This window comes from Pedobacter sp. JCM 36344 (assembly GCF_046546555.1).
Classification (GTDB): domain Bacteria; phylum Bacteroidota; class Bacteroidia; order Sphingobacteriales; family Sphingobacteriaceae; genus Pedobacter.
Genome location: NZ_JBKHKK010000008.1, coordinates 162,444 through 180,534, shown reverse-complemented (window position 1 = coordinate 180,534; position 18,091 = coordinate 162,444). Strand labels below are relative to the sequence as shown.

At 40.7% G+C, this 18,091-nt stretch carries 17 protein-coding genes; 11 read left to right on the top strand and 6 right to left on the bottom strand.

The window, feature by feature from the left end:
* Positions 1-9: 9 nt before the first annotated feature.
* From ACHFIZ_RS09905 to ACHFIZ_RS09895, 3 genes are read right to left on the bottom strand one after another with little or no spacing between them, the layout of a single operon-like run.
* Complete coding sequence (locus ACHFIZ_RS09905; protein ID WP_410885332.1) at positions 10-873, bottom strand: DUF6671 family protein; 864 nt, start codon at positions 871-873, stop codon at positions 10-12.
* Complete coding sequence (locus ACHFIZ_RS09900) at positions 860-1,168, bottom strand: hypothetical protein (RefSeq protein WP_410885330.1); 309 nt, start codon at positions 1,166-1,168, stop codon at positions 860-862. The genes ACHFIZ_RS09905 and ACHFIZ_RS09900 overlap by 14 nt, the downstream gene beginning before the upstream one ends.
* A 42-nt stretch (positions 1,169-1,210) precedes the next feature.
* A complete protein-coding gene (locus ACHFIZ_RS09895) occupies positions 1,211-2,647 on the bottom strand; it encodes an NADP-dependent isocitrate dehydrogenase (protein WP_410885329.1) in 1,437 nt (478 codons plus the stop codon).
* Positions 2,648-2,737: 90 nt separating this feature from the next.
* Between ACHFIZ_RS09895 and ACHFIZ_RS09890 the strand changes: the two genes are divergently transcribed.
* Positions 2,738-3,661, top strand: coding sequence for a LysR family transcriptional regulator (locus ACHFIZ_RS09890; protein ID WP_410885327.1), 924 nt, complete (start codon positions 2,738-2,740; stop codon positions 3,659-3,661).
* A gap of 200 nt (positions 3,662-3,861) precedes the next feature.
* Positions 3,862-4,446, top strand: a complete 585-nt coding sequence (locus ACHFIZ_RS09885) for a hypothetical protein (RefSeq protein ID WP_410885325.1) — start codon at positions 3,862-3,864, stop codon at positions 4,444-4,446.
* A 130-nt stretch (positions 4,447-4,576) separates the two neighbouring features.
* On the opposite strand, the gene ACHFIZ_RS09880 is transcribed toward ACHFIZ_RS09885, so the two are convergent.
* Together ACHFIZ_RS09880 and ACHFIZ_RS09875 are read right to left on the bottom strand one after the other, a co-directional pair.
* Positions 4,577-5,305, bottom strand: coding sequence for an esterase family protein (locus tag ACHFIZ_RS09880; RefSeq protein ID WP_410885323.1), 729 nt, complete (start codon positions 5,303-5,305; stop codon positions 4,577-4,579).
* A 68-nt stretch (positions 5,306-5,373) separates the two neighbouring features.
* Positions 5,374-5,961, bottom strand: coding sequence for a GDSL-type esterase/lipase family protein (locus tag ACHFIZ_RS09875; RefSeq protein WP_410885321.1), 588 nt, complete (start codon positions 5,959-5,961; stop codon positions 5,374-5,376).
* A 150-nt stretch (positions 5,962-6,111) separates the two neighbouring features.
* Between ACHFIZ_RS09875 and ACHFIZ_RS09870 the strand changes: the two genes are divergently transcribed.
* The 5 genes from ACHFIZ_RS09870 (at position 6,112) to ACHFIZ_RS09850 (ending at position 11,634) form a co-directional block, all read left to right on the top strand.
* Entirely contained in the window at positions 6,112-7,293 is a 1,182-nt protein-coding gene (locus tag ACHFIZ_RS09870) for a glycosyltransferase (RefSeq protein WP_410885319.1), read from the top strand.
* Positions 7,290-8,201 carry a lysylphosphatidylglycerol synthase domain-containing protein gene (locus ACHFIZ_RS09865; protein WP_410885317.1) on the top strand — a complete coding sequence of 304 codons (912 nt, stop codon included), beginning with the start codon at positions 7,290-7,292 and terminating at the stop codon, positions 8,199-8,201. Before ACHFIZ_RS09870 ends, ACHFIZ_RS09865 begins: the two co-directional genes overlap by 4 nt.
* Position 8,202: 1 nt before the next feature.
* Positions 8,203-9,363, top strand: coding sequence for a glycosyltransferase family 4 protein (locus tag ACHFIZ_RS09860; RefSeq protein WP_410885315.1), 1,161 nt, complete (start codon positions 8,203-8,205; stop codon positions 9,361-9,363).
* Positions 9,364-9,523: 160 nt separating this feature from the next.
* The gene (locus tag ACHFIZ_RS09855; protein ID WP_410885313.1) at positions 9,524-10,801 is read left to right on the top strand and encodes a leucine-rich repeat-containing protein kinase family protein; all 1,278 of its coding nucleotides are present in this window, start codon (positions 9,524-9,526) and stop codon (positions 10,799-10,801) included.
* Between the two features lie 68 nt (positions 10,802-10,869).
* The gene (locus ACHFIZ_RS09850) at positions 10,870-11,634 is read left to right on the top strand and encodes a hypothetical protein (protein ID WP_410885311.1); all 765 of its coding nucleotides are present in this window, start codon (positions 10,870-10,872) and stop codon (positions 11,632-11,634) included.
* Between the two features lie 15 nt (positions 11,635-11,649).
* On the opposite strand, the gene ACHFIZ_RS09845 is transcribed toward ACHFIZ_RS09850, so the two are convergent.
* On the bottom strand, positions 11,650-14,892 hold the full coding sequence (locus ACHFIZ_RS09845; RefSeq protein WP_410885309.1) for a glycosyl hydrolase: 3,243 nt from the start codon (positions 14,890-14,892) through the stop codon (positions 11,650-11,652).
* Between the two features lie 185 nt (positions 14,893-15,077).
* Here ACHFIZ_RS09845 and ACHFIZ_RS09840 point away from each other — a divergent pair, with 185 nt between their 5' ends.
* From ACHFIZ_RS09840 to eboC, 4 genes are read left to right on the top strand one after another with little or no spacing between them, the layout of a single operon-like run.
* Positions 15,078-15,449, top strand: a complete 372-nt coding sequence (locus ACHFIZ_RS09840) for a transmembrane 220 family protein (protein WP_410885307.1) — start codon at positions 15,078-15,080, stop codon at positions 15,447-15,449.
* A 10-nt stretch (positions 15,450-15,459) separates the two neighbouring features.
* Positions 15,460-16,170, top strand: coding sequence for an EboA domain-containing protein (locus ACHFIZ_RS09835; protein WP_410885305.1), 711 nt, complete (start codon positions 15,460-15,462; stop codon positions 16,168-16,170).
* A 10-nt stretch (positions 16,171-16,180) separates the two neighbouring features.
* A complete protein-coding gene (locus ACHFIZ_RS09830; RefSeq protein WP_410885303.1) occupies positions 16,181-17,167 on the top strand; it encodes a TatD family hydrolase in 987 nt (328 codons plus the stop codon).
* Between the two features lie 34 nt (positions 17,168-17,201).
* A complete protein-coding gene (gene eboC, locus ACHFIZ_RS09825) occupies positions 17,202-18,089 on the top strand; it encodes a UbiA-like protein EboC (protein WP_410885301.1) in 888 nt (295 codons plus the stop codon).
* Positions 18,090-18,091 lie beyond the last annotated feature (2 nt).

Here is an 18,091-nt window from a genome sequence, read left to right as displayed (position 1 = left end):
AAATTTAGTTTATGGATTACAATAGTAACAATATCCCGCATACGCCACTGTTTTTTTTTCAGGGAATTTTTCCTCGGTATTGAAGTGGCAGCTTCCGCATTCGTAAAAATGGCTCAATAGCAAGCGGGTAGGCAAATGGCAGCTTTCGCATGGCAAGCCTTTCCTGTATTCTGTAATTCCGAAACCGGGATAATGGCACGCTGGGCAAACGGTTTTCAGACGAGATACGAGGCCTAACGCAGCTAAACCGATATTCTCCATGCGGGTCGGATTATAGCAGGCGCGCATATCTGTTTCTACAGCTACAGCCCCTGTTTCTGATATGGCGATGAAATGTTGAAAAACCTGTTGCAATATTTCAACAGATCTAATCCCCTTCAAAATTTCCTGATTACCATCGCCAATATTTACTTTTAAAATAAGCCCATGCTTAGGAAAGCCCATACCCCCAGCAAAGTCCATCAACTCTGCAAAAGTTGAAACTTCCGACCGTGCCATATTTGTATGAGTAGAATAATATTTTACCAGTACATCAACACCCGTCTTACGGTCTATTAGCAGTAGCAGCTCTTCATTTAACGTTGAAAGCGCAAACATCGGATTAGGAAAAAAGGATCCCTCACTTGAAATAGCGGTACGGCATTCTGGATTTTGACGGAATACCTGTTCAATCTTCAACCTTGCGGTTTCTTCAGGGCTGTATTTGCGTTCAATCTCCCCGCTGAATGTGCCGAAATTATCTGTATCCAGGTTTTCGGCAACCCTTAGATCTATATTCAGTTCCGTTTTTAGCCAGGGAGCAATCGCCTGCTCTTTTCCGTGCATCGAGGCAAGCATTATTTCTCTAACTGAATAAAAATCATGAACCTTCATTTGAAACAGATTGCGATTCTTTAAGCACAAAACTTAATGCTATTATGCTTTTTATCTCCACCTGATCTCCGTGTTCTATGGCTTCCCTCATTTTTTGTTGAAAAGCCTGTCGGGATTTTTTCAGCTCGGAAACCCTTTCATCCTCTTGTGAATGGTTGGTTCCACCTTCATGTGCCCTGAGAATATTTCGGTTATGGTATTCGATCTTCGTACCAAACAATGTAGAGATCAAGGTTAATGCGTCCATAGGATCGAACTTTCCTTCAATAAGTGTGAATATTTCTTTACTTTCCATTGTGATTTAATAAATTACTTTTCTTGTCAGATTAGATTGGTTTTACTGCCCCTGTCCAAGAGAAAAACCTGCTTTGTCATCGAAATAATAGAGATTTTCAGTTTTTATTACGTCTATACCGTTTTGTATGGCTGCCCACAGAATGTTTACAATTTCCCTTTTTGAGATTGTTTTTCCATCCGCTGCCTTGAACCTACATCTCCAGTGATCAGTGCAAAAGGTTTCCTCAAATCCATGAGGCCAGACTTTAATCCCCCTGTTAGTAATCATGTTGATTGTAAGACTTTTCGTATTCAGTTTGCTGATAATCTCTCCTAGTTCATTGGGGTCAAGTCCCTTCCAGTGAACAAAAGCATCAAAGCCAACCAATTCTTTTTTTGTGGAAGGTTTACGCTGATAAGGCTTAATGATTATTGGACTTACCTCGCTATAATTTACTGTCTTTAAAATCTTGGGACTTTGATCCAACCTACTGATTACCGCTTGGGCGAATTCTTTGGTACCTACTTTTTCTTTGCTGGTGTTTTCCTTATAAATATCGTAAGTATGTATTCCATCCTCTAGAGTTTTCAACCAAGCATTTTGTACTTTTTCTGCTATATCATTCTGCCCGATATGGTTCAGCATCATAACCGCACCTTGTAATAAGCCTGATGGATTGGCCATGTTTTGTCCCGCTCTTCTAGGAGCAGAACCGTGTATGGCTTCAAACATGGCGCACTCCTGACCTATATTTGCCGAGCCTGCAAGTCCAACTGAGCCCGCTATCTGGGCAGCGATATCAGAGATCACATCACCATATAAGTTAAGGGTAACGATCACATCAAATATTTCGGGAGTATCGGCCATCTTTGCAGCACCAATGTCAATAATCCAATGCTCCTTTTCTATGTCCGGGTACTCATATCCTATTTCATTGAATACTTCATGGAAAAGGCCGTCGGTCTGTTTCATGATATTGTCTTTTGTGAAACAGGTTACTTTCTTTCTGCCATATAGCTTGGCGTATTCAAAGGCGTAACGTATTATTTTCTCGCATCCGGGTCTGCTGACTAATTTAAGGCACTGGACCACTTCATCAGTTTGCTGATGTTCGATACCTGCATAAAGATCTTCCTCATTCTCACGAATGATGACCATATCCATATTTTTGTGCTTGGTTTCTACGAAAGGATATAGACTACTGCAAGGCCTTATATTGGCGTAAAGTCCAAGCATTTTACGGGTAGTCACATTCAGGCTTTTATACCCTCCACCTTGCGGGGTAGTAATGGGGGCTTTCAGAAAAACCTTGTTGCTTCTGATACTTTCCCAAGATGCCTTGGCAATGCCCGAAGTATTCCCTGCAAGATAAACTTTTTCACCTACCTCGATTTCGTCAATTTCTATCCTAGCTCCCGCAGCCAGGATGATGTCTAGGGTAGCATCCATTATTTCTGGCCCGATGCCGTCGCCCTTGGCAACTGTAATTTTTTTCATAATTTTACATTAGTTGATACCATACAAACCTATTGCAGATAATCCATATATTATCATTTATATTTGCTATGTAAACCATAAGCATTTTTTATGAACTATACCCTTCATCAGTTGCAAGTCTTTCTCAAGATAGTTGAGACTAAAAGCATAACCAAGGCTGCCAACAAGCTTTTTTTAACTCAACCCGCAGTTTCAATTCAGTTCAAGAACTTTCAGGACCAGTTTGATATCGCCCTCACAGAAATAGTCGGAAAACAGGTTTACATTACTGACTTCGGACATGAAATAGCAGAGATGGCTCAGCGGATAATTGATGAAATGTATGCTATCAATTATAAAACCTCCCATTACAAGGGGATTTTATCTGGGCGTCTAAGACTTACAATAGTGTCTACAGGAAAATATATTATGCCCTATTTTCTATCGGACTTCCTAAAAATAAACCACGATGTTGAGTTGACTATGGATGTGACCAATAAATCAAAAGTTTTGGAAAGTCTGGCAAATAATGAGGTAGATTTCGCATTGGTTTCGGTCTTACCCGATAAAATGAAAGTTGAGGAAGAAGTGCTTCTAAAAAATCATTTGTACCTCATTGGCAATCTTGATGAAAAGTTTCACAAAACAACCTATCCAAAGTCTTTTTTAAATGATATTCCCCTAATATACAGGGAAACTGGGTCAGGAACCCGCTTCGTAATGGAAAGTTTTTTCGAAAAAAGTAGGGTAAAAGTTCGAAAAAAGATGGAACTCACTTCTAATGAGGCGGTAAAACAAGCTGTTATTGCCGGTTTAGGTTATTCGGTTATGCCATTAATCGGCGCTCATACAGAGCTGTTGAACAAGGACTTGCAAATTATTCCTATTTCTGGCTTGCCTGTTACATCGACCTGGCGATTAATTTGGTTAAAAAGCAAAAAATTGTCTCCTGTTGCACACGCTTATCTTGACTACCTTAAACAACATAAAGAGGAAGTTCTTGAAAAAAATTTTAGCTGGTTAAAGGAATTCTAGTAATTACACTTAACATTAATTTATTTTTCTATCCTGGCTCTAAAAGAATTTCAGATGCGATAGAAAGCGCATTCAGCGGCACAAAAATAGTGGATTTCCCAGCCTCCAGAAGCAGACTTACAAAAAAAGACTGAGAGCAATCAGGAATCAAGAAAAGGAAATGAATGCAGAATAAAAAATTATATGATAACTTTGCATCCATGTCAGAGATCAAACAACATCACGTTTTAACATATATTTCGGAAAAGATTAAATCTGCGATAGCGGATGCCAAAATAGAGAAGCAATCAGAAAATATAACCATTATCAAAGATGGTAATGACCAGATTCATTTGGAACAAGTAACAGATATCTCTAGCAATATCACCATTCAGATCACCGACAAAAAAGAAATACTTTACAGTGAAGATCTTTTAGAGCCTTTGCAAAACATTGAAGAGGGCACAGAATCACAAATAGAATTACACGGAGCTTTACGATCTACTACCATTGTAGTGAACGGTTTAAGCATTGAAACAGATTTCGTATTTCAGGCAGTAAAAGACTGCTTCGATACCTTAAGCAGCAGTTATCAATTTGTAAAAACGATTTCTAAGCAAATTAACGGGCTTACCATATCATTTCAATTTGGCGATCACAAGTTTCAACTTGTAGTAGTTAATGATGCCGATAACATCCTTATAACCTGTGATTTAAATGAAGTGAAAGATATAAAGGTTAAAAAGACAATTGAAGGTGACGTTTCTAAAGTACAGCAAGCGTTGAATAAAATGTTTAAAGAATAAGAGATCGAATATATTAGCGCCAATAAAATATTTTAAGCGACTGTTGTTGCACATGAGGTAAAAATCTAGCAAATTTAGATGGTTCACCGAGCTCAAATGCTGATCTTCTTTCCATAAACTACCTAAACGACTATAAATATAATGGTAACATTTGTCGCCAATAATGCGGTTTATGTGCATAACTGCCCCAGACATGGCATTGATTAGAAATATTTTTACTCCGAAGCGTATCCCTTAATTCCATGTTTGACTGGAAAAACGGATCTGTTTCTCCTATCACTAAAATCAGCTCAAGTCCACGCAGGGCATTCAACAATGAACTATCGCTTAGATTGGGAAGGTATTGCGCAGGCATATTAAAGTAAACATTTTTATCGTGGCGCCCATCCAGAAGGTCTTTGAAAGTGCCAAGGGTCTTGGTGAGGTCGTACCTGCCGCTTATGCCGACAGCTTTATTAAATAGCCATGGATATTTCATAGCAAGGTTAATGGCGTGGTAAGCGCCCATACTGCAGCCAGCAGTTTCAATATATCCACTTCCATTCTTGTTGTAGATTAATGGGATGACTTCGTTGATGATGTAATCTTCATACTGAAGATGCCTGGCGATTCTCACACCCGGATGAACGGCTGTATTGTAAAAGCTCTCACTGTCAACACTATCGATGCAGAACAGTTGTAGTACGCCACGATTGATCTGTTCGCGGAGCGCATTGACAATCCCCCAGTTCTCATAATCGTAAAATCTGGCCATCCGCGTTGGGAAGAACAAGACTGCACGACCTTTATGGCCAAATATCAAAAGTTCCATTTCCCGGTCAAGCCTGTGGCTAAACCACTTATGGTATTCCCTGTTCATAATGCATAAAGCTTAATTGTGGAAATATCACGCTTAGATGTTAAGGTCATGTTATTAATGCGTAATGATTAGCCCAGGTGAGAATGAATTATATCTTTCCATAACAGATAGCCATCCGCACTTAAATGCAACCCGTCTTGCTCATAATACCTACCGTTAGGCATGCCATTCTTATCCAGCATGCATTTATAAATATTGATAAACGTCCAGTTTCCGTTGCATTTTATGATCTCACTTTCGATCAAATTGTTAGTATAACTAAACTGATCAGCCAAGTGCCAGCGTGTCAAGCTTGGCTTTAGGGAGATAAAATAACATGGTATGTCGCCAAACCTCAACGCGACCTTAACCATTAGCTGCTGAAAGAAGACAAAGATCTCTTCAGGATGCCTGCCATCTCCCAAGTCATTATCACCGGCATAAACCAACAATACCTTAGGCTGGTAATGCATCATGATTCTTTCAAAAAACCATACACAGGCAGCAAGGGTAGATCCGCCGAAACCGATATTAGTCACCCTTCTAGTAGGAAAATCCTCATATAAACGATCCCATAAACGAATGGAGGAGCTGCCATAAAATATAGTCTCGGGTTCATATCCCTCTTTGAGCCGATCTCCTTCCAATCGCTTCACCTCGTCTTCGTACCAATACATCCAATTTTCTTATCAACTAAAGGTAAGCGCATTTACCTTTAAGTAGAACGCGTATATCTTATAAATAACAATTTAATAATGTTAAAAAGATGCTAAGGCAACAACATAACAGGTTATTTGAGTAGTCGTTCCCTACTATTTATCTTCCCTATGAAAAGGACTAAAGTTGCTTTTTTTGCAGAAATACTAATCGAAGATTTTGATGGTGCTTCCCGTACCATGTTTCAGCTAATCAAGAGAATTGACCACAAACAGTTTAAATTTCTATTTATATGCGGCGTTGGTCCGGATCGGATCATGGGTTGTGATTGTATGAAAATTCCAGTTATCAACCTGCCGATAAATACCAATTACACGATGGCACTTCCTGCATTGGCTAACAAAAAGCTAAAGAACAAACTCACTGAATTTGGGGCAGATGTTATTCATATAGCTACGCCATCCCTGCTAGGCGCTTTCGCCCTTAAATACGCCAATAAAAACCATATCCCTATCATCTCTATTTATCACACTCATTTCATCTCTTATATAGACTATTATTTTAAACATGCACCCTTCCTTATCGGCAAAGTAAAACGGGCAATTGCAGGAACGCAAAAGGCATTTTACAACCATTGCGATGTAGTTTATGTTCCTGCAGAAAGCATTCGCCGGGAACTCGAAACGATGGGTGTCGAAACGTCGAGGATGTGTATTTGGCGAAGAGGAATTAATACAACACTATTTTCTCCAGAGAAAGCTGATCGGGCGTTTATGCAAAAGTTGACGGATAACGACTATCCGACAATATTTTTTGCAAGCAGATTGGTCTGGGAAAAGAACCTGGAAACACTCTTTAGAATTTACGATAGGATTCAAGAGTCTGCGTTAAAGGTTAATATTCTAATCGCCGGCGATGGGGTAGCATTGAAAGCTTGCAAAGCAAAGATGAAAAATGCCATTTTTACGGGTAAGGTGGATCACGAAACCCTCTCTATGCTGTATGCCAGTACCGACGTATTTCTTTTCACCTCGGTATCTGAGACCTATGGCAATGTGGTATTGGAAGCCATGGCCTCAGGATTACCATGTGTAATCGCAGCCGGCGGTGGCTCGGCAGACTTTATAACACAGGGATTGAACGGCTTCAAATGTGCACCTTTTGATGAGGAAGATTATTTTAGAAGGATCTCTCAGGTACTGGGTGATATCCCGCTGAAAAATCAATTCATTACAGAAGGACTGGAGCGCAGTTCCTCCCTACGATGGGAGCACCTGGCAGGAACATATTTTGAAGAAATCCAACAAATGCTTCTTCGCAAAGAAAAAAAATATCTCGGAAATCAGGTATGAAAAAAAGCCTGTTCCTAGCTATCTCGCTTTGCATCGCGGCTTCTTTACTGGTGTTTATTCAGGCCACTGACCTCAGAAAAGCTTTAGCATTGATCTTCCAGATAGGTTATAGATTTTATCTATTGATATTTATCACCTTTATAGCCTACGTTTTGGGTACGTTGAGCTGGCAATATACTTTGGGAAATGATGCTAAAAAAGTATCTCTAACACGTCTATTTCTGATTCGTCATGTTGGAGAAACAGTAGCGTGGTTTAACCCAACAAGCGTGATTGGCGGGGATGCCTTAAAAGGGCTGTTATTGGCAAAATATATGATAAATAAAAAATCACTGGTACTTTCCATACTGCTCGCCAGATTAATTATGATTTCAACTCAGTTGTTCTTGCTGGCGAGTACGGTCGGCCTGATATTGATACAACATCCTGAAACTGCCTCAAGCCACTTCCAATCCATGAAAATGGGAGTTGTACCTATTGGATTAATGAACAGATCCGCATTATTAGCCAAGCTGAAGGAGCTGACGGCCGACATTAAAAAAGCAATTCACCTACACAGCAAACTATTGCTTTTTTCTTGCTTATTCGCCTTGCTGCATTGGCTGGCAGGATCGCTGGAATTTTATTTCATTTTAAAATTTTTGGGCTTAAAAGTGACACTTATGCAGGCGCTACTGGTCGACCTTGGAGTAATCATTTTTAAAGCGGCTGGCGCCTTTATCCCAGGCCAACTAGGTGTAGAAGAATATGGAAACAAAATTATGCTGATGGTTATAGGCATTCCCGGCGTAGAAATATGGGTCTCGGCATCTATACTTCGCAGGGCAAGACAATTGGTATGGGCCTGTTTTGGTATATCCGTGTACTTTTTGATATTCCACCGGAAGATACCTGTTTTGCAAACCTGATATGGAGATCTTATTCGTAAGTCATAAATACCCTCCGGCTACAGGAGGGATGGAAAAGCAAAGTTATGAATTGATCAGAGGAATGGCTGCGCTTACCAAAGTTCATCAGCTCGTTTACACCCAAGGCGAAAGTCGAATTTGCTTTTTCTTGTCTTTAGAAAAAAGAATAAAGCTGCTATTAAGCAAGAACCCCGGCATTACCATTATTCATTTTAACGACGGACTGATTGCAGCTGTAAGCTTGCTTCATACGGGTTACCTGTACTTGAAACGCTCCGTTACTTTTCACGGACTGGACGTCGTATTTCCCTCCCTGCTTTTTCAGAAGGTAATCTTTCCAAAGTTCAATAATTTTGATCTGGTATTTGCAGTGAGCAGCGCCACAGCAACAGCATGCAGGCAGCGCGGCATTTCAGAAGAAAAGACTGTTGTGGTAAAGAATGGTGTTGATGTGTCGGACGGAATAGCCGTAACACGAACTGATATTGACGACATGATGGCTAGAAACCATGGACTGGACATCCGCGGAAAGCAAGTGTTGATGGCCATTGGCAGACCGGTCAAGCGCAAAGGCTTCTCTTGGTTTATCAAGAATGTTTTGCCTCTATTAGATCTTGACACGGTGCTACTCCTAATTGGTCCGACACAAGATACTACATCTTTTTCGCACAGGTTTATTGGAGCGCTGCCCAATCGTTTGAAGGATAAAATTGAATTATTTTTAGGCTCACCTAGTGATGAACGGGAACTTCGGCAGTTGCTGGAATATCCCAACCAAAACCCGAAGGTGATCAGAATGGGTAAATTACCTTTGCAGGAGATGAATGAGCTCCTTAGTGTTGCGGATGCTTTTGTCATGCCCAACATTGAAGTTTATGGCGATATGGAAGGCTTTGGGCTTGTTTGCCTAGAAGCTTGCATGCAGGGTGCAAAGGTATTTGCTGCAGCAAGTGGCGGAATAACCGACGCAATCGTTCATGGCAAAAATGGCGTGCTCCTACCATCCGGTGATGCCGAAAGCTGGGCTGCCGCCCTTAACCGCAACCGCTTAAATCAAGAAGATACTTTATTAAGTCCTGATCAGATTATCTCGTTTACAACGGAAAATTTCAGCTGGGAAAAGATGTCTTCAGAATACCATCAACACTTCTTAAAACTTTAGAGGAAGCTCGTAGTTATTTACAAATAGCTTTAAAGATTCGCTACCTGCCCCTAATGATTTAACCTATTGATCAGCGGCAAAGTAGATGGGTAATGTGACTAAAAACTATGAAGTCGATTAAATGTATGTTAAGAACTTCTATATTTAGCGTCATCACTATATGCATACACTTACACAATTACGTAACGGAGAACTTAAAGGGGCAGCAACACTTAAACTCTCCGAAGATCTATCTCAATTTCCGGAGGAGATTTTCGAGCTTGCAGATACCCTGGAAACGCTGGATCTCTCCGGCACAGGACTCAGTGAATTGCCAAAAGATTTCGGACGACTAAAAAAGTTAAAGGTCTTTTTCTGTTCAGATAACAACTTTACATACCTACCGGGGGAATTAGGCGACTGCCTAACACTGGATATTGTTGGCTTCAAATCTAACAAGATAGAAACCATCTTTCCTAAATCGATAAATTGTAATTTAAGGTGGCTGATCCTGACCAACAATAAGATTCGCGAGTTACCCTCAACTATTGGTGGTTGTACGCGAATGCAAAAGTTAATGCTTGCCGGAAACAGACTGACGGATCTTCCTGAAACACTTCAAAACTGTAGGAACTTAAGATTGTTAAGAATTTCTGCAAACAGACTGAACGGTCTACCAGATTGGTTGCTGAGCATGCCGAAACTTTCATGGCTTGCATTTTCGGGAAATCCCTTTGTTAGATCTCCCAAAATTGAAGCGCTTGATTTGATTAGTTGGACGGACCTGGAATTGAAGCATATTCTAGGCCAGGGTGCCTCAGGGATAATCTATCAAGTACGGAGAAATAGCCGAGTTTTAGCGGAACAGCTGGCGGTTAAAGTCTTTAAAGGCGAGGTTACCAGCGATGGGCTTCCAGAAGACGAGATGAACACCTGCATTACTGCCGGACTTCATCCAGGTTTAGTAAAATTGGTTGGCCAGATCAGCAATCACCCAGAGAACAAGAAGGGTTTAGTGATGGAGCTTATACCTTCTAACTTCCACAACCTGGGAGCTCCACCAACCCTGGAATCCTGTACCAAAGATGTATTTCCAGAAGGACTCAAACTTACATCAGAAAAGGCGTTAAAGATCGCCAGCACGATTGCCTCCGTGGCAGCACAATTGCACAACAAAAAGATTATGCACGGCGACTTGTACGCGCACAATATCTTAATTGATAATGATTGCAATACCCTTTTTAGCGATTTCGGCGCTGCTACTATTTATGAAAACCCTTTGTTGGAAAAGATTGAGGTAAGCGCATTCGGATACCTGTTAGCCGATTTAATAGGCTTATGCAGGGTGGATGACAACAATCTAACGGTGGAAAAACTTCGTAAACTTCAAAAAAAATGCCAACAGGAATTGCCGAATTTACGACCTAGATTTGAATCGATTGCCATGGAATTAGGATGAATTGGAACAAATTAACCCTTTCTAGTTCCAGTAAAATTTCCGTATTTTTAATTCTACATTGGTTTGTGATGAGAAGAAATACTTTGATTTTTGTACTGCTTAGTTCAGTTGGGCTGCTTTCTTGCACCAAAGAAAGTGAGAAGGGGATGGCATTAAATACCTCTGAACGACATTTGGTTAAAATCACTGAGGTGAACGGCATGACAACTACAATTACAACACTGACCTACAACGAAAAAAGACAACTATCTACCATCAAAACGGGTAGTGAGCTGACGAAATACTTTTACACTGACGATAAATTAACAAGCATGGATGTCAATGATGGGTATCTAAATACAGTCTCAGAAATCACTTATAAGGATAATTACCCTTCTAAGGGCGTTACCAAGATTTATACAGCTGGAGTTCTTAAAAGGACACTGAATTTGGATTATATCAGCAGTCTTTCTCAAACCGGACAGATCAATATTTTTGAAACAGGGAGCAATACAAGAAGACATTATTACGAATACGATAACGCAAACATTATATCGGAGGTTGAAATCGCAAATAGGGCATTTATTAACTACGATTTTGAATACGGTGAAAAGAAGAATGTATTCTTTAATGCTTCTATCAGATGGCCGCTTGCCATCGAAAAATTCGATCGTGTATCTACAAACGAAATTCTAACTATCAAAACCGAATCAAGGGGAGTAAAGCATCAGAGGTCATTCAGCTATGTTTATGACACTGATGGGATGCCGCTTAGCGCCATAGTTACCGATACTGACCCACCATCAAAATTGGAATATAAGTCCGCAATTACTTACTCCTACGAATATTTATAAAAGCTGTTAGTATGATCAGTATTTGATTTTACTAACAGTTACTATCCCTGTTAAACCAGAAGCATCCAATTTGCTATCCGGACGGTAAGGATTATTGTTTGTCCATGTTTTCCTTTGGGATTCCGGCAATCTACTATCGCCAATTAGGCGATTCACCCATGTGTTCACCACCGAAATTTCTAATGTATTGCTACCAGCTTGTATGGCATCAGTTATATCTACTCTCCAAGGTGCTGTCCATACACCTCCTACAGGTATGCCGTTTACTTTTACTTTAGCCATCACTTTCACGCCATCTAGATTTAAATATATACGTTCTCCGGCAGCTGCCTTGGTAGTTTTAAAGCTATTGTTATAAACGGCTGTACCTGAGTAATACTTAATGCTTTCTTCCGGCCTTGATGTCCAGTCAACTAGCTTACCGAATACTACAGTTTCCTTTGGACCCCTCATCTTCTCATCGAAATTAACTTTCCAGGGACCTTTAATTTCTACTGCTTCACTTGCCGAAGGGAAGTTTGTAGCAGCAGTCGCGCGAAGGCCAGTTGCTTTCTTAAATACAATGAATATGCTTTGCAGCGGCGCTAAAGTGAGTGCTACTGCAGCTACCTTATCATTCTGCGTAAATTCCGGCAATACTCGTATCTCGCCAGTAACAGGATCCCAGATTTCGGGATGCATCCCTTGAGTCCTAAATTCAGGAGTCAATTTTATTTCTCTTTCGTTCTGATTACTTAGGAAATAGATCTCTCCATCTGCAGAACTACGGTGGATATACAATACTTGGTCTTTAGTGTTGGAACTAAAATCAGGGACGACCCCTAAATTGTTCAATGCGGATGCCATATCCATGCCAGACATCACTTTCCCTTTACCAAGGCTTCTTGACTTCACAGACGTGCCGTTTACATCCCCCCAAATTTCTGAAACCAATGTCTTGACTTTGCTATCGGCTTCAGGGAAATTAGCCAAACTAGGCGACCGCTCTGGCGCTGGCCCCATTACAACCGCACCCTGCATTATTAAATCCTTGATTTTTGCCAATAACTCTGGGCGGATTGTTTTTAGTTTTGGAAGTACGAGCACCTTATATGACATTCCGTCCGGCAATACCAGCCTACCGTCTACAACTTTTACTCTCGTGTTGATGACTTCTGCATTGATATAATCGTATGAGTATCCAGAAGGAAGCGCAGGGTCCGTTACCCCGGTCATCTTTGGTGCGTCTTCTCCGATAAAATAAGCCACATCCGCTACATATTTCCCTTGCTGCAACATAAAGTTGGTACGTTTTAAATACATCGTAAATAGGTCTAAATAACCGAACCAGGTATTATGACGATTAAATTCATTACCAAAATTCGCATTTATGCCTGGTACTTTTTCGTCGCTCGGCTGTTCGATAAATACGTGTAGCAACGTGTTATTAATCCCTTCTGTGAAGAAACGATCACCTCTCTGTTTCATTACATAGGGATATCTTTTATAAGGTTGATCTCCGGCAGTAAAGGACTCGGCAGAAACCTTTGTCTTACCATAAATGTGAGCCGCTGAAGATGCCGCTCGGTTCTCAATGTTCCCCAGTTCACCTTCACTCCAGAATTCTCCACCAATTTCATCAGATTGTCCACCGTATTGCAGAAACTCTCCCGGGAAACCCCAGTGGCCATAATTTTCCAACCAGGTAGTTAAGCCATGTCTGTGACTTACATCTCGCAATCCACCTACGTAATCATAAGCTACGCGATCAGCAATAAATCTTCTCAGGTCCCATAAGAAACGGTCAGATTTGTCTTGCGTACCAACAACTTCACCCTGTAATACTGGAAGAAATTGAATTGGATCGTAACCGTAATTAGCCCTAAATTTATCGAGCATTCCATCTGTCCAGTTTTGTCCACCGGTTTCATAGCTGTCTTCAACTACGATCTTCCAGGTTTTGCGGTCGGCCGCTGGGATTCGTCTCAATAGCTCTCCCATAAATGCATCAAAGTGAGTAGCTACGTGTGCTTTGCTCATCTTATCGATTTCCAAGCCTGTTCCTTCTGGTGACGCTGGTCCATTTTTTACTCCCGTTGGCAACATCCCGCTACGCATAATTGTCCAGTCACCTTGCGGAACCGTCCATTTCAACACCCCATCATCAGTCATAAATTTTGAAATATCGACAACAGTTAAAGGATCGATTACTAGTTTTGGGTCGTCTATGACAGCCTGATCCGCCCATTGGTATTCATTCCAGTATGGCAGCGGGGTCTGATACATCTTCGCCAGCGTTTTCTCTATAAAATTTCCAACGACCGGAGTAGCAGAGATCTTTATCTCCTGGATCAGGAAGTCTCCTGTTCTGCTAAACACCAAACGATAGTTACTCGACGTTACTGTTGGAAAGGAAACTGCAATTGGACCATAAGGCTTAAAACCTACATTCAGGTTATCATTGCTGCGATTGATATCAAATGATTTGATCGTTTTATATTGTCCATTTTCCTTTACTTGAAGTTGAGCCTGGAGATTTACTCCTTTTTTCCCGGGATATAGAACAAGACTTCTAGCTGTAAAGGCTTTCTCTACATCGAAGTCGATACTAAAATTTTCTGAACCTGGGATCCTGACCTCCGTATCCATTTTGCCATCGATTAGTCGCTCGACGTCATCCACTTTTTGTGAGGTACTGATCTTAGGATTGAAGGCCGAAATGCTATTTACATAGTTCTTAGGAGTTTGGTAAGCAATTAGCTTTACGTCCTGAAAGTCACCTTCTGGTCTCTCTAATTTTAGATTGATCCTTTTCGGTCCTATAACATTTACTTTCGACGATGAAAGGTAACGCATAGATTCGCTAGGTTTAACCCATGGACCGCCAGACTGGCTCCATCCCGGACCATTGAAAATCCCGATCTCAATATTTAGTTCAGTTGCGGTTTTTAGTGCAGTGTGCATGATGTTCCACCACTCCTCTGAGAACAATTTCACCTTGCCATAGGGCGTAGATTCGTATCCGATGTTTCCTATGAATGCTCTGTTTATGCCCACAGATTTCATGGCATGCAGATCCTTTACCACACCTTCTTTAGAGATATTATCTGACATCCAATACCAATAAACGCTTGTCTGGATGGAATCTGGCGGTTTGATAAAACTAGTTTCTAATGAAGAAGCGGGAGTACTAGAAGAAGTCTTAACAGCTGGTTGATTACTTACACAGGAGAAGAGGAATCCTAGTGCAAGCACGAGTAAGGGAACTTTTTTTAACATTCTGATTTTGAACTATTTGGTCATCAATGCGCTGGGCATTTACTAATTGTTGATCAAAATACAACTTAATACACAAAGAGTTGTCATATATTTTCTTTTTTGCAATTGCCTATTGTTAAATCGATTTATTTATCTGTTTCTTTGTGTTAAGTAATCAAATAACACACAAATTAAATTTCATTACCATGCTGCTGAGCATTCTAAACGCAATTTTTTGCCTTTCTTTCGTCGTCTTCGCTTATCTCAACTTGAATGATATAGATCCATGGCTTTGGGTTCCAATCTATCTGGTTGCTTCCGTTTGTTGTGGATTTGCCATTTTTAACAAATTTTATCCAAATGTTTATTTAGGTGCCATATCTTTCTACTTGATATATGCAATCATATTATTCTTTTCCGAGGATGGCGTGCGAGACTGGATTCAAAAGTACAAGAGACCCAGCCTGGTAGAAAGTATGCAGGCGACTAAGCCCTACATCGAGAAAACCAGGGAATTCTTTGGACTGCTGATTATCAGCGGAGCGCTTGCCATTAACTATTTTGTGGCCGTTAACTAAGATTAAAAAAATGTCTTCATTAAGTACAGTGCAGCTCAATGAGCTAGACGCTATTTTCTTTTCAATATTAAAGAAAAACCTGTCCAACGACGCATTTGGATGGTTAGAATCAAAGGCCGAAAGTATTCGAACGGAGGATAAGTCCTTGCAATTAAATCAGGCTTTTTCTCAATTACCAAATCATGCCGGAAAGAACTTATCAGCGGTTTCTGAAGAAGAATTGACCAAATTAAAAGAACGAGCCCCTGGCTTTTCAACAGAAGGCTGGAGCATCGACAGGCTGGGCAGGGTGTGGCTGTTAATGCAGGTATCTCCCGCAGATAAAGATGGTTATCTAAAGAAAATAAATGGACTCTTTACTGCATCAGAAATGAATGAGCAAGTGGCGTTATATTCTGCATTACCTTTTTATTCTTATCCTGAAGAATGGATCGGCATAGCTGAGAATGGTATTCGTAGTAATATCGGTACCGTACTCGAAGCCATTATGTATCATAATCCTTTTGCAGCAGAATATCTTTCAGAAAATTCTTTTAATCAGTTGGTACTGAAAGCCTTTTTTACCGAAAAGGATGTGACCAAAATAACAGGCTTGTACAGTCGTATTAACAAGGCTTTGCAAGATACGCTAAGTGACTATATTGCCGAGCGAACAGCTGCTCATCGGACCGTTGAGCCCAACATTTACAAATTAATAGAACTAAAAAATACAGAAATTTAAATATTGAATTATGTGCTGTAATGATAATTTCCAAGAGAGAAATGAAGGAAAGAAAATTCAAACTACGCTTGATCTTAACCTGATAAGCGGAATGAAATTCTTTGATCCGCATGTACATATGACTTCCCGGACTACTGATGATTACCAGGCAATGGCTGATGCGGGAATCGTAGCATTGATTGAACCAGCCTTTTGGCTTGGACAGCCGAGAACGGGAGTTGACAGCTTTACAGATTATTACAGCAGTCTGATTGGATGGGAAAGGTTCCGTTCTTCGCAGTTTGGCATCAAACACTACTGTACAATCGGTTTGAATTCCCGTGAGGCAAACAATGAGCAGCTTGCAGAGCAAGTGATGGAAATTCTTCCTAACTTCATCTTTAAAGAAGGAGTTGTTGGCATTGGTGAAATTGGCTTTGATGACCAGACCGCCGCTGAAGATAAATATTTCAGGCTGCAATTGGAGCTGGCGCTGGAAGCAGGCTTACCTGTTCAAATCCATACCCCACACCGCGATAAGAAAAAAGGCACGCAACGCAGTATGGACATCGCTATAGAACATGGCATTCCCTCTCATATGGTAATCATTGACCATAACAATGAAGAAACTGTTAAAGAGGTTTTAGACAGAGGCTTCTATGCGGCATTTACAATCTACCCTTTTACAAAAATGGGTAATGAACGCATGGTTGAGGTTGTAAAACAATATGGATCCGAAAGAGTAATGATAAATTCAGCTGCAGATTGGGGAATCAGTGATCCTCTTGCTGTTCCGAAAACAGCCGCATTAATGGTACAGTCCGGCATCTCTTTAAAAGATATCGAGATGGTAAGTTATCGAAATGCGATCAATGCATTCGGACAAAGCGGACAAATAGTTGAGAACGACTTTGCTGCAATTAAAACCATTGACCAGAGTCAGAAGTTCGAAAGCAACTCCATTCTAAGAGGTGGTCAACAACCAAGAATAGATAAAAATTCCATCATCATCTCTTAAGAACTTGAAGAAACTAATAGGATACCTCAGGTTAATGAGGCCTGCAAATGTGGTTACTTCGGTTGCAGATATATTAGCAGGGATCGCTATAGCGGGTTATTTTGTGGCCTCAAGCGGTCCGTGGTTTACACCCGTAAATGGGGCTAACCTTCCCTTTTTACCAATCATTTTACTTTGTATTTCCACCATTGGCTTATATAGTGGCGGGATCATCATGAACGATGTTTTTGACGCACAGCTAGATGCAGTAGAGCGTCCGGAGCGACCAATACCAAGTGGTTTGATCTCTAAAAATGCGGCGACTATATTTGGTGGAATCTGTTTTTTCATCGGAATATTTACAGCAGGCTTATTGGGAAGAAATGCACAATATCTCGCTGCAGCGATTATGATTTGCTGTCTAATCTATGATAGGTTTTTGAAGCATAGCACGATTTTTGGTCCCATCAATATGGGCTTATGCAGAGGTTTAAACCTGTTATTGGGAATTTGTATTATCCCAGAGCAAGTAGAGCATTACTGGTATCTTGCCATTGTGCCCATAGTATATATTGCCGCAATTACAATGATCAGTCGTGGTGAAGTTCATGGCGGAAGTAAGAACACGCTTTATTTTGCAGCGGGATTATATACTGTTGTGATTGCGACAGTGACCTATTTTGCTGTAATAAACCATTATTACCTGCCTATTACAATGGCATTCCTCGGATCATTTGGCGCTTTCATCTTTATCCCATTAATTAAAGCTATTAAAAACCCTGTCGGACCTAACATCGGTAAGGCAGTGAAATCAGGCGTTATTGCACTGATCGCACTGAACGCCGCTTGGGCTGCCGCATTTGGAGCGTTACCAATAGCAATTGCTATTATCATTTTACTACCAATATCACTTGCGTTGAGCGCAGCTTTTGCGGTTACCTAGTT